The organism is Megasphaera paucivorans (assembly GCF_900103535.1).
GTDB lineage: Bacteria > Bacillota > Negativicutes > Veillonellales > Megasphaeraceae > Megasphaera_A > Megasphaera_A paucivorans.
The window spans coordinates 1-13,178 of the sequence record NZ_FNHQ01000001.1; the positions used below are offsets into that span (position 1 = coordinate 1).

The following is a 13,178-nucleotide window of genomic DNA, read 5'->3' on the forward strand; positions in this document are numbered from 1 at the left end:
CCGTATTCAATTTGAATGAGCAACGCGCCTAATGCCATTCTGGCAGGCTTTGCTACCTGGCCTTTAAATCCTTTGAACAGTTTTTTATATTTCTTTTCTACCAGATTCCACGGGATGAATTCTGCTTTCTTGATCCAACGGTTGTTCGGATCCATTTGTAATCCCAAGGGTTGATTAAAATCTTCGAATGAAAGTTGTTTAGAAGGAGTTTTATACATTTTACGTCACCTGTGTGCAAGAGTTTTGAGCTGTTTTCCACCATACTCATGCACTTATTATACTACGAAACGCTGATGAATACTGCAGTGATGCATATTATTGGTTTGTGCAGTTTATATTACGTAAAAACAGCAGTCCTCTGATATAAAGGACTGCTGCAAAAAATCATATCACAAACGCATGTAAATAATCAGTATTTTTATTTACATTTATTTCTTTTCATTACAATCTTTATAGCAAATCCAATTAATAAAAGAACAAAAATGCCAATAACCATATATGCAACACCATTAGTTATATGGTGTAACGTGGTATTAATCACATCGCCATTTTCAGAGGTTAAAAAATGGCGTAATAAAAATAAAATCACAAAAAAGAAAAAAGTTGTCGATATAAGCTTTACAACGGGCCTATGCTTATCAATGAATGTCGGATGGTAATACACTCTGCTGCTAACCATAGAAAAGGTATTATTAAAATAAGCTGACACGCGATTCCCATATGTTAAAATATCCAACGTTCCATTACTAAGCGCACTATGTTCTTGAATATGCTTCATAAAAATATTTTTCAACGCATCAAAATAGGACATAATATTCGTCGGATCAGATGCCTTCGGAATTGCATCATATTCTTTAAATCGAATTTCATACACTTCTCTAAACACCGTTTTTACATGTTCGGGAATATTTTCATCTTGAACAAATCTCTTATCTAATTTTCCTAATACTGTTTCAAATATTTTCTTAAGTTCCTTGTCCGTATGGATGTACTTTTTTAAAAACACATAATAATCAGAATGAACAGGAGCTTTTTTGTTATTTATAAGCTCTGAATGGACAGATGTATATAATACCCAGTACTTATAAAAACTATATTCTATCAAATTAGTTAATATATAGTCTGCTGGTTCTCCTTGTAAGTCTTTAGCAATATATTCACAAATACCATCTGTTCTATCATAAACGATATCTGTCAAAACTGTTATAAATTCCGCATATGTAAGATCCTTCATTGTTGTAATCAATCCTTTTTTGTCAGATATAATACTAATAGTATATCACACAATAATAAACAATGGTAAAAATGCTTTTTATCTATAGTAATAACAAATACTATAAATTTTTATCTTATATAGTATGACGTATTAAAAATCTAACACCGCTGCAATTTCCTTAAAAAACGGATTTTTAGTATCCTTATCAGATAATATGGGATCATCTATCCCCCAATCCACACCAATATCCGGATCATTCCAGCGAATACCGCCATCTGCCTGCGGAGCATAATAATTGTCTGCTTTATACATAAATTCCACATCATCCGTTAACGTCACAAATCCATGTCCAAACCCGCGGGGAATAAGCAGCTGCTGTTTGTTTGTCTCGCTCAGTTCTACTCCTACCCATTGTGTGTATGTCGGACTGTTCTTGCGGAGATCTACCGCCACATCCAAAACAGCTCCCCGCGTGCAGCGCACTAGTTTCGCCTGACTCCATTCACCCTGTTGAAAATGAATTCCCCGCAGCGTTCCTTTTATGGTAGAAGAAGAATGATTATCCTGTACAAAATCATACTGCAGCCCTGCTTCCTCCATTTTTCGTTTAGACCAGCTTTCCATAAAAAAACCGCGATGGTCACCAAATACTTCCGGCGTAAGGATAACCACACCCGCCAATTTTGTTTCTGTCACTTTCATCTATCCTGTCCTCCTTAGGGATACTAAGTAGTAGTCAGCATTTGATAGTTACAACCGTCTTTGCCACAACCATCTTTATCTTTACTACAACTGCCTTTTAATCTATTCCCTCTTCTATCAAAAACCGTCGTACAGCATCCTGCCAATCCGGCAAGGCATGAAACCCATTCTCCACCAGTTTTTCTTTACTCATGCGACTGTTCAACGGCCGTTTGGCCGGAGTCGGATACGCACTGGTCGGGATAGGCTTTACCCGGCATGTAATTCCTGCCTGGCGGAAAATTTCCTCTGCAAATTCCGCAAACGAACAGATTCCTTCATTCGTCGCATGATATGTCCCATAGGCTTCACTCTTCACCATATCACATAAAAGCGGTGCCAGATCCGCCATATACGTAGGCGATCCGATCTGATCGTCTACCACGCTTACTTCCTCATGTTCCTTCCCCAACCGCAGCATCGTCTTAATAAAATTACTGCCATTCTTGCCAAAAGCCCAGGAAATGCGTACGATAAAATGCTTCGCTGCATATTTCCGCACTGCTTCTTCCCCTTCCCATTTTGTCTGCCCATAGAAATTCAATGGCGCTGCCGGATCCTCCGGCGTGTGAAACGTGGTTCCCATTCCGTCAAATACATAATCCGTACTGATATACACCATCTTGGCATTCATTTCTCTGCATACTTTAGCTATGTTTTCCGTACCCAGCACATTGACCTTATAGCATATATCCCGATTACTTTCTGCTTTATCTACTGCTGTATACGCACTGCAGTGGATTACCGCATCGGCACCGTACTCCGTAAGGAAACGATGGGCTGCCGCAAAATCCGTAATATCAAAGTCAGCCAGATCTGCCCCCACACAGTCGATTCCACGCCGCCTCAGTTCCCGTACCACTTCGTACCCCAGCTGCCCGCCTACTCCTGTCACTGCTACTTTCATCATAGTTCACCCTGCATCTTTCTATCATAATTTTTATATTCCCCGCTTAGGATATGTTCCCACCAAGGTTTATGATTCAAATACCACGCAATGGTTTTCTGAATTCCTTCTGTAAACCGGGTTGTCGGTTCCCAGCCAAGTTCTTTCCGTATTTTCGTCGGGTCAATCGCATAGCGCCGATCATGCCCGGGACGATCGGCTACAAACTGGATCAAGTCTTCACTCTTTCCCAATGCCTGTACAATCGTCTGGACAACACTCAGATTCGTCTGTTCATTATGCCCGCCAATATTGTATATTTCTCCCACTCTGCCGCTTCGGATAATCAAATCAATGGCGCTGCAATGATCCTCCACATACAGCCAATCCCGTACATTGGCCCCTTTTCCGTATACAGGCAGCGGTTTATCCTGCAGTGCACGGGTAATCATCAAGGGAATCAATTTCTCCGGAAAATGATAGGGTCCATAATTATTCGAACACCGGGAAATGGTAACCGGCAAGCCATATGTTCGATAATATGCCTGTACCAGCAAATCCGCCCCTGCCTTTGATGCCGAGTACGGGCTGGAGGTATGGAGCGGTGTTTCCTCCGTAAAGAACTGGTCCGGCTTATCCAGCGGCAAGTCACCATATACTTCATCCGTAGATACCTGATGATACCGGGTAATGCCGTATATCCGGCAGGCATCCAGCAATACCGACGTTCCCATGATATTAGTACGCAGAAATATTTCCGGATCGATAATGGAACGGTCCACATGGCTTTCTGCCGCAAAATTCACAAGGACATCCGGTTTTTCCACCTCAAATAGATGGTATACGAATGCCCTGTCAGCAATATCTCCCTTTATAAATGCAAAATGGGAGTTATCCATCACAGGCGCCAAGGTTTCCCTATTCCCGGCATAGGTCAGCGCATCCAGGCAAATAACCGTATCCTCGGTATGCTGCCGCAGTATCCTATGAACAAAATTTCCTCCAATAAATCCGGCTCCGCCGGTGATTAATAGTTTCATGTGTAGCTCCCACACCTTTCCATAAAATTTGTTGGATTGGGTTGTAATAAATTGGGTTATGATAGAATCAGTTGTAATAAAAGCGGTTGCAAGAAAAGCAGTTGTAGGAAAAGCAGTTGTAGGAAAAGCAGTTGTAGGAAAGGCAGTTGTAGGAAAAGCAGTTGTACGTTTTTTAAATGGACATTAATTGCAATTTTCTTTTAATGTTTTAATCAATGTGTTCAAAAGTTTACTCACATGGTGACATAATCCCATGGCCTTGTCTATTTCAGCGCTTGTAACATACTCCAAATGCATACAAATTTGAAGCTGCGTTTCTAGTTCTGCAATAGATCCTCGAGAAATATACAAAAATCTGATAAAATCCTTATTCGAATATCGTGCCTGTCCTTCTGCTATATTCGAAGGAATAGAAACAGCTGCTCGTCGCATTTGATCTGATAAACCATACAATTCTTCTTTTGGCAAATATTTAATTAGACTATATATCTCTTTCACCAATTCCATACTACGTTGCCAAACAACCAAATCCTGATAATATCGTAAAGCCAATTCACCAACTCCTATATACGACTCATACTATTTTATCATATTCTTTAAATCACAACTCACAACCGCATTTTTTTCTACAACCGTACAATCTTTTATCCACAACCGCTTGCAATTACTTTAAAATCTTCCCATCTACCACTTTTTGCAAATATTGTCCATAGGGAGACTTTCCATATTTTTCAGCACTCTTTGCCAATGTCTCTTTATCTATCCAGCCCTGTTCATAGGCTATTTCTTCTAATGCCGAAATTTGCACGCCAGCCCGTTGTTCCACAGCTTTTACAAACTCCGACGCTTCATTCAGACTATCTATCGTTCCCGTATCCAGCCAGGCATAGCCGCGGCCCAAGGTAATCACATCCAGCATGCCCGCATCCAGATACATTTTATTTAAATCCGTTATTTCCAATTCCCCGCGCGCAGACGGGCGTACTTGTTCCGCATACTCACATACTTTGCTGTCATAAAAATACAGCCCTGTAACCGCATAATTTGATTTCGGCACTTTGGGTTTTTCTTCAATAGAAACCGCTTTTCCGGCAGTGTCAAATTCGATAACCCCAAACCGCTCCGGATCCTCCACATAATATCCAAAAACAGTAGCTCCTTGTTTCTGGACTGCTGCCTCTTCCAGATGTCTTCGAAGTCCGGCACCATAAAAAATATTATCTCCCAGTATCATCGCACACGGCTCGCCACCAATAAAATCCGCTCCTAAAAGAAACGCCTGTGCCAAGCCTTCTGGCTTGGGCTGAACTTTATATGATAAATGCAAACCGTATCGTGATCCATCTTCCAATAATCGTTCAAAGTTCGGCAAATCTGCCGGTGTAGAAATAATTAAAACATCTCGAATTCCTGCCATCATCAATGTGGACAACGGATAATAAATCATCGGCTTATCATATACCGGCAATAACTGTTTCGATGTTACCATCGTCAGCGGATATAAACGTGTACCACTGCCTCCTGCTAATACTATTCCCTTCATATTATTCCCCTTATCTGTATTTATAAGTAAGTTCTATAAAATAGTATCATATATTTTTTATATAAACAAATTCACATAATCGTTTATGTAAATTATAAAACTCCTGTATAGTTACTATAGGCTAAAACATTTTACGCTGTCATCTACCCCTCAAATATCAGTTGGTCAAAACAAATACGAATCATATCTTTTAAAAATGAACCTATGCCTATATAATAAGAGAATACAATATAGAAAGCAAGTTTCCTCTATTATTTATGAAACATCAATATTTAGAAATATCTCTATAAATAGGTTTATCTTTCGTAAAATAATTTTTATATCCGGGAAGTGTTTTTATGAAAATCTCATTATATGATTTATACCACAATTATCAAAAACATAAATTACTTACAGCAAGCATTTTTTCCCTTGTTTTTATATCTGCAATTTTGTATTCTGTTTTTTTTATACCCAGATTTTATAAAGCGAGCATCGGAATTAAACTACCAGCAGGTATAAAAATCAATGAGGCAAATATGTCTGTCAATATTTTAAAAAATGCCGTTTTTGTTAACCCCATAAAAAATCCTGATAAAATTCAGTATGAAGTGATTTTAACACCTAGCGCTGACACCATACGAATTAGCTTTTATGGAAAGAACCCCCACACACTCGAATTGTTTAGAGATACATACATGAATAAAGCAGTTCATGCATTATCTACATATTTTTTTGATGTAGCGGGTGCGGAAAAATCACACCAACTTGCTATTATCAATATTGATCATATAGATTCAATGGAAATAAAAAAGATTAACACTATCAACATATGGGCGTCTCTCTTACTTGCTATAGTATCTACCTTATCATTCTTATTCGTACATATCATAGTATGGAGCAATACAAATGAATAAAATTTTTAACGTAAAAACTTCACTCTGTTCAGCAGGGGTTAATATTGTGTTTTTAACCAGTGTTTTTTATGACATAATTCGTTACATACTGCCCATCGAAAAATATATAAGTTTCGCCTTATTTACATGGGTACATCTTTTACTATTATTTATGATTTATCATGAAAGATCAAATTCCCTTTCTTCCTTTCGATATATTCTATTTTTTTTGTTTTCTTTTTCTTTAGGAATGACAACGCTTCAGCAAGAATACATTCTAATGCGTTCATGGTTATTTTTTATGCCTCTTATGATATTTATCTGGTTTGTCGCCTTACCTTCAGTAGTAATGGAATGGAAGGATATCCTTTATACATTAAAATGCATAACATTATTGGGAATATTATATTGTACCGCGAATTTAATTATCAATTATAATATCTTATTTCATTTTTGGACGACAACAAATTTTTATAATAATGACTGTCAAGGAGTATATTTCAATAAAAACTCCTGGGGACAATTATTAATACCAATTATTTTTGCTAATGTATTATTACTATGCAAAGAAAATAAATATATTTGGAAAATAACCTTGCTAATATTGATTTATAATTTAATCGCATCTTTATCTCGAGGTGCAATCCTTGGAATTGCTATATTCTTCATAACATATTTATGTATATTATCTATAAATAATGGCCTTATTAATAAAAAAAGTGCAATTTTTATTTTTGCACTAATTTCCATACTTTTCTTTATACCACAATTGCATAATGTATTATATAATTACTTTTTTAGACAACATGATATATTGACTTTTCGCGGAGAACTCTGGCGTATGTCTGAATACTATATAATTAAATTACCTTTTTGGGGATATGGATTTGGCAATCAATTAAGTTTAATAGAAAACATGGGAGTTCAAATCAGTAATTTTCATAATACGTATATTGATTGGCTTATACAAGGTGGATTTCCACATATATTAGTAAATTTATTAATTTTGGGAAGCACCGCTGTAACTAGCTTTAGAGTTTACAGAATAAACAATAAATTGGGTTCATATTTATTGGCAAGTTTATTGTCTTTCACACTTTACATTAATATTGAATATGTGGATTTATATACATTTACAACTCCTAATATACTATTTTGCTTCATGCTTTTTACAATTCCTTATTGGATTCTTGATGTTTTGCAATTTCATCGTAGTAATAATTTATAATATTTTATTTACCAGCGACAACACCTGTTCAATAACTTCATCCATATCATAGTATGTATATTCTGCCAGCCGTCCACCAAATAGGACGTTACGTTCTTTTTCAGCTAATGTTCTATATCTCGCATATAATTGAGAATTTTTCATGTCATTGACAGGATAATATGCTTCTTCTCCAGGAACCCATTCTGTAGAGTACTCTTTGGTCACATACGTAACTGGCTGTTTACCAAATTCAAAATGTTTATGTTCAATACTTCTCGTATATGGAACATCCCAAGCTGTATAATTCATAACCGCTACGCCTTGATGATTGACCTCTTCAAAGCGTTCTGTTTTAAACGCAAGACTTCTATATTCCAAATTTCCTAATTGATAATTATAATACGAATCAATAGGTCCTGTATATATAATCATTGGAGCCATATTTTTGTATTCATTGCGGTATATATTATAATCCACCCCAGTATGTACCTCAATTCCATCTAAAAGAGCATAAATTAATTTATTGTACCCTCCTACAGGGATTCCCTGATACCGATCATTAAAATAGTTATTGTCAAAAGTATACCGCACAGGCAGACGCTTAATAATAAATGCCGGCAGTTCTTTACAACTTCTTCCCCATTGTTTTTCTGTATATTCCTTAATTAATTTCATGTAAATATCTGTTCCCACAAGACTAATTGCCTGCTCTTCCAAATTTTTCGGTTCACCATGTATCACGGTGCGCTGTGCATTAATTTTTTTTTCTGCTTCTTTAGGTGTGACATTCCCCCATAATTTATAAAAAGTATTCATATTAAATGGCAAATTATATAGTTCTCCTTTATAGTTTGCTACTGGTGAATTAATATAATTATTAAATTCTACAAATTGATTAACATAATTCCAAACTATTTTATTAGATGTATGAAAAATATGGGCACCATATTTATGAATATGAATTCCTTCCTTTTCTTCACAATACAAATTTCCTCCCACATGATTGCGCCGTTCTATGATTAAACAAGATTTTCCATGCTTTTTTATTTCATGAGCAAGTACACAACCGAATAGACCACTGCCTACTATTAAATAATCATACATATCAATATCTCCTGATTAACTCATTAATAAATAAAAAAAACCAATCAATACTATTACATTTTCAGTCTCTTAACAAGATTTTCTTTTTCCATAAAATTCTTCCCATGATAACAGCAATAGCGGATTCCGTAACTACTGTAGTGATTGCTGTTCCCTCAGAATTAAACCATATGGTAAGAGGAAATATCAATAAGGTATTGATCAATGCCCCTAAACATAAACTAAAACTATATTCTTTTTCCATACCAAGGGGCAACATTGTTTCACCACCAAAAATAGTACTGACTGCTACAATACAAGGAACAAAAGCCATAATTTGAAAAATACGAATAGACGCCTCATACTGTTCACCTAATAAAGCAATCACAATCCATCTTGAACCAATGGTTAAGATAATTCCTACTATTCCGCCACAAATACTATAAATGTATAGTTGTTTTTTTAAAAAAAGCATTCCTTGTGTTCTAGATTTTTTTAATACTTGCGTAATATAAGGATAAATCGCTGTATTAACTGCATCTATTCCCCTCCTAACGCAATTAATCAACTTATCGGCTCCGCTATAATAACCAACTACAGTATTATTAGTTAAGATTCCTAAAATAACTACATTACTAGTGGTATATAAGTTAACGGCTATCATAGATACAAAAATTTTCCAACCTTCTCTATAAACAGTCACACAATTTTTTATAGAAGGTTTTACTACTAAATTCGGATAATTTCTACAAATGAGCATAATAGATAGTATACCTGCCAATAAAGGTACTATAGATTGCAATAGTCCGGCAAGTACATAATCCGCAGGCCCTGTAACAAATAAAAAAATACATATCATACTCAAAACTCTGCCAACAAAATTAAAAAAAGTAATATATCTCATCTGCTGTATGCCCTGGAAAAACCAAACAGGAAAAATCGCATTTCCAATCACAGAACAATAAAGAGCCATAAATAGATTTATATCCCAAGAAACACTAAAATACAATTTTGAAAATGTATAAATAACACAAATAATTAAACTAATGCCTATCCACAGAAATATTTTTCCCCAAAAGTATGAAGAAAAAACAATTCCCAAAGATTTTTTATCAGAGTTTACAATCGCCTTTGGCGCCGTTAATGTAAATCCATAATCAATGATTATATTAATGTAAGCTACTATTCCCTGCATAAATACAACTGCACCATATTGAGTCGGTCCCAATATTCTCAATAGGTAAGGCACTAAAATAAATGCCAGAATATATTCCATCCCTCTTAAAGTTAACATAGAAAATATATTCTCCATTAATCGATTTTTTTTCATTTTTAATATCCTCAACATGATTATTTATCTTTTAATATCCATGTTTTTTAGTAACCATATTGTTTTATATAAAAAGGGCATATATTTAAACATTACAAATTTAAATCGATCTTTTTTAGTTATTTTTAATCCATTTTGAATTAATATATTTGCCCGTTCCATACATATATTTAAAATAGCTGTATTTTTACTTTTTTCAATACTAGTAAGACAGCAAATCTCCTGCAAGACAAACAAGCAAGCATTAAACACTAACATATATCCCATATTCATAATATCTAATGTATCCAATTTATATCGCTGCAATTGTTTTATCTGTTCTTGTCTTGCCAACACCCAATCATAATGTACTTTATTGGACGTATTTAATATACTCCCATCTCTCTTCACGTAATTATAAAGACATAAATCTATAAATCTTACTTGCGTCGATTTATAAAATAATTCTATTATTACGTAAACATCTTCAAAAATTTTATTTTTAGGATACCGAACTCCTTTAAATAGCGAATAATGATATAACTTATTCCAGGCGTAGGATCCAATACAAATATCCGCTCCCCTGGTTCCTCTTATTTCATCTCGCAAATAGCAAGTAATTGCTTTTTCTCCCGTAACGCTGCAATTCGCATAATAAATGGGTATTTTTCGCAATTTCTTTACTACATAAAATCCACATACAGTTATCCCTTTAGATTGTTTATTATAATAAAGTTGCCTATACATATCTGCTTCGATAAAATCATCCCCATCAACAAAACCTATATATTCACCCTGCGCTATATCTAACCCTGCATTTCTTGCCTCAGAAATCCCTCCATTATTTTTATGTATAACTTGAATACGACTATCCTTTGCCTCCCATTGATCACAAATTTTTCCTGATGCATCAGTAGATCCATCATCTACAAGAATAATCTCTAATTTTTTATAGGATTGTTCTACAATAGATTCAATACATTGATTTATATAAGATTCTACATTGTATACAGCAACAATAATAGAGATTATAGATTTTCCCATTTTAAACTCCTAATGAATCTTGTCATATTACCTACTAGTTTTTAAATATAACTGCTCTATTTTTTTTACCTCATTCTCTATGTCATATCCAGCAGAAACAACCGCCGACTTCATATTTATTCTTTGAATAATTGTATATTTCAGAATAAGTTCAATCCACTTTTGAACATCAGATAAATTGCAAAAATGTACTAAATTGGTAATGGCAACTTCTTTTATTATATTTTCCGAAAAGAAACAAGGCAATCCCGCCGTTTGAGCTTCAATACCCACGATTGCAAATCCTTCAAAATATGATGGGAAAACAAAACAATCCATGGCTTGCATCAATTCATTTACATCATTTCTCATACCTAAAAAATATACATAATCATTTAATTCTAATTTATCAACCATTTTTTTGATGTTAAGAAAATAATAATCATTTTCTGCCGCTCCACCAACTAAAAGTAAACAAGCATTATTTTTCTTTTTTCGCAATTCATAAAACACACGAATCAAAAATTCGTGATTTTTTTGATAGCTAAACCGCCCTACATGCCCTATAACAAACTTATTATCTAACCCTAGTTCTCTCCTCTTTTTTTTTCGAATCGCTTCATTAAAAGCAAAGGAATCTGTACATATAGCATTATGTATAATTATGAATTCTTTATTTTTAAACATCCATTTTCCTGCGACTTTCGAACACGCCCAAAAATCAGTGGCTGAATAAAACATAATCTTTCTGTTAATCCATACTAAAAAATTACGCATTATTCCCATTGAAACTTCATCACCATTGTTGTGTGAATGAATAATTCTTCTGTGTATACCCATAATTTTACCTATAAACAAAGGAAAAACATAGTATAAATGACATACATTCAAAACAATTGCTGTATAATTTTTTCGTTCTTTTTTTAACAATTTCCACCATTGGTAATAATGTTTAAGTGGGTTTTTACTGCGACGGCATATATTAAATATAAAATTCCCATTATGCCTTATTTCTTTTTCAAAAACAATAGATTGATCTGCCGTTATATTAACAAAATCATATGTAATTTTTGAATGATCTAAATGCCGATATTGTTCCATCAAATATGTTTCCATTCCCCCTATGTTGTCAGTCATTCCTACTTGTAAAATTCTAATTTTGTCCATTTATTTTTTCACCTTTGAAAATAAAACACGAAATTTTTTTTTCACATAATTAATCGTCTTGCATTCCCATAATATTAAAAAAATGTATTCATGTTGTAATACATATGTCAATATTTTTACTTTAATAGATCTGTTAACAAATTTAATTTTTCTAAATTTACTAAATAATTCAGATTGAAAAATCTCTTTTAATTTACAGTTTGCTTCCTTAGACGATTCATAAAGTAATCTTTGACTAATTGCCGAATAAATATACCTTGTATATAGCCAATATATATCCTGTGAAATTTCACTGGTTAAAAGTTCCCATTCTTCATATTTTTTTAGCAGAGAGTTTATTTTAATAACATGTAAGTCATAATATTTTACATTTCTTTTTGTAGACAAACTATTTTCTACTCTCTTCGCATAATGATACCCACATACTGACAAACAAGTTAAAGAAGTTGCTTTATCAAATGCATCCAAATTAAACATAAAATCTTCATTTACTTTAAAATTTATGTCAAACAAAAATTTATATTTCCGCAATAACGTCATATTATAAAATGTATTCCAAAGATATCCAAATAATGGCAACTTTTCCATCTCAATAATATATTTCCTTATTTCAGCTTGATTCATAAATACATGATCAGGTATCCCAACTTTTTTAGAACCTATATATCTCTCCTTTCTGTCATAATATTCTTCTATACATCCATATTTTATTATATCAGTTTGACATTGCTGTATACTTTGATGCACCGTCTTAAAAATATTACAATCTATTACGTCATCCGCATCAACAAAAGTTAAATATTTTCCTTTAACCCACTTTAAGCCTTCATTACGAGCATTGGCAACACCTAAATTTTTATCAGTTTGTTTTAAAATAATTCTCGAATCTATTTTTTTATACTTTTCGCAAATTTTTTTACTTAAATCATCAGAACAATCATCTATAATAATTAACTCAAAATTTTCAAATTTTTGGTTTAAAATACTTTCAATTGCTTTTCCTATATACTTTTCAGTATTGTAAACAGGCATAATTACACTAAAAAACGGATAAATTAAACTCATTGTATTCACCTATTGCACAC

Annotated in this window: 14 protein-coding genes and 1 pseudogene; 3 read left to right on the top strand and 12 right to left on the bottom strand. The window is 33.9% G+C overall.

All coding sequences use genetic code 11. From position 1 onward, the window contains the following. The 5 genes and pseudogenes from BLR11_RS00005 to rfbB all read right to left on the bottom strand — a co-directional run. Nucleotides 1-218: pseudogene (locus BLR11_RS00005) on the bottom strand (IS5/IS1182 family transposase); the annotation flags it as partial. 200 nt (nt 219-418) lie between these two features. Continuing rightward, nucleotides 419-1,234: a hypothetical protein gene (locus tag BLR11_RS00010; protein ID WP_091647078.1), complete on the bottom strand. Its 816-nt coding sequence runs from the start codon at nt 1,232-1,234 to the stop codon at nt 419-421. A 132-nt stretch (nt 1,235-1,366) separates the two neighbouring features. Further along, a complete protein-coding gene (gene rfbC / locus BLR11_RS00015) occupies nt 1,367-1,918 on the bottom strand; it encodes a dTDP-4-dehydrorhamnose 3,5-epimerase (RefSeq protein ID WP_091647080.1) in 552 nt (183 codons plus the stop codon). Between the two features lie 97 nt (nt 1,919-2,015). Continuing rightward, on the bottom strand, nt 2,016-2,867 hold the full coding sequence (gene rfbD, locus BLR11_RS00020) for a dTDP-4-dehydrorhamnose reductase (RefSeq protein WP_245675035.1): 852 nt from the start codon (nt 2,865-2,867) through the stop codon (nt 2,016-2,018). Then, nucleotides 2,864-3,883, bottom strand: coding sequence for a dTDP-glucose 4,6-dehydratase (gene rfbB / locus BLR11_RS00025; RefSeq protein ID WP_091647084.1), 1,020 nt, complete (start codon nt 3,881-3,883; stop codon nt 2,864-2,866). The genes rfbD and rfbB overlap by 4 nt, the downstream gene beginning before the upstream one ends. A gap of 58 nt (nt 3,884-3,941) precedes the next feature. On the opposite strand from rfbB, the gene BLR11_RS14555 reads away from it, so the two are divergent. Continuing rightward, the gene (locus BLR11_RS14555) at nt 3,942-4,070 is read left to right on the top strand and encodes a hypothetical protein (RefSeq protein ID WP_281240836.1); all 129 of its coding nucleotides are present in this window, start codon (nt 3,942-3,944) and stop codon (nt 4,068-4,070) included. On the opposite strand, the gene BLR11_RS00030 is transcribed toward BLR11_RS14555, so the two are convergent. Both BLR11_RS00030 and rfbA read right to left on the bottom strand, forming a co-directional pair. Continuing rightward, a complete protein-coding gene (locus BLR11_RS00030; RefSeq protein WP_091647085.1) occupies nt 4,067-4,435 on the bottom strand; it encodes a four helix bundle protein in 369 nt (122 codons plus the stop codon). The genes BLR11_RS14555 and BLR11_RS00030 overlap by 4 nt on opposite strands. Nucleotides 4,436-4,547: 112 nt before the next feature. Further along, entirely contained in the window at nt 4,548-5,426 is an 879-nt protein-coding gene (gene rfbA, locus BLR11_RS00035; RefSeq protein WP_091647087.1) for a glucose-1-phosphate thymidylyltransferase RfbA, read from the bottom strand. 338 nt (nt 5,427-5,764) lie between these two features. Between rfbA and BLR11_RS00040 the strand changes: the two genes are divergently transcribed. Further along, on the top strand, nt 5,765-6,322 hold the full coding sequence (locus BLR11_RS00040) for a hypothetical protein (protein ID WP_091647088.1): 558 nt from the start codon (nt 5,765-5,767) through the stop codon (nt 6,320-6,322). Next, nucleotides 6,315-7,529, top strand: a complete 1,215-nt coding sequence (locus tag BLR11_RS00045) for an O-antigen ligase family protein (protein WP_091647090.1) — start codon at nt 6,315-6,317, stop codon at nt 7,527-7,529. The genes BLR11_RS00040 and BLR11_RS00045 overlap by 8 nt, the downstream gene beginning before the upstream one ends. On the opposite strand, the gene glf is transcribed toward BLR11_RS00045, so the two are convergent. The 5 genes from glf to BLR11_RS00070 all read right to left on the bottom strand — a co-directional run bounded on the left by glf (nt 7,524) and on the right by BLR11_RS00070 (nt 13,158). Further along, nucleotides 7,524-8,615 (bottom strand): UDP-galactopyranose mutase, encoded by a 1,092-nt coding sequence (glf, locus tag BLR11_RS00050; protein ID WP_091647092.1) that lies wholly within the window; start codon nt 8,613-8,615, stop codon nt 7,524-7,526. The two genes, BLR11_RS00045 and glf, sit on opposite strands and share 6 nt — an antisense overlap. A 61-nt stretch (nt 8,616-8,676) precedes the next feature. Next, complete coding sequence (locus tag BLR11_RS00055; protein ID WP_176762807.1) at nt 8,677-9,924, bottom strand: flippase; 1,248 nt, start codon at nt 9,922-9,924, stop codon at nt 8,677-8,679. A gap of 24 nt (nt 9,925-9,948) precedes the next feature. Beyond that, on the bottom strand, nt 9,949-10,947 hold the full coding sequence (locus BLR11_RS00060) for a glycosyltransferase family 2 protein (protein WP_091647095.1): 999 nt from the start codon (nt 10,945-10,947) through the stop codon (nt 9,949-9,951). Between the two features lie 27 nt (nt 10,948-10,974). Then, entirely contained in the window at nt 10,975-12,093 is a 1,119-nt protein-coding gene (locus tag BLR11_RS00065; RefSeq protein WP_091647097.1) for a glycosyltransferase, read from the bottom strand. Next, entirely contained in the window at nt 12,094-13,158 is a 1,065-nt protein-coding gene (locus BLR11_RS00070; RefSeq protein WP_091647099.1) for a glycosyltransferase family 2 protein, read from the bottom strand. Nucleotides 13,159-13,178: the final 20 nt, after the last annotated feature.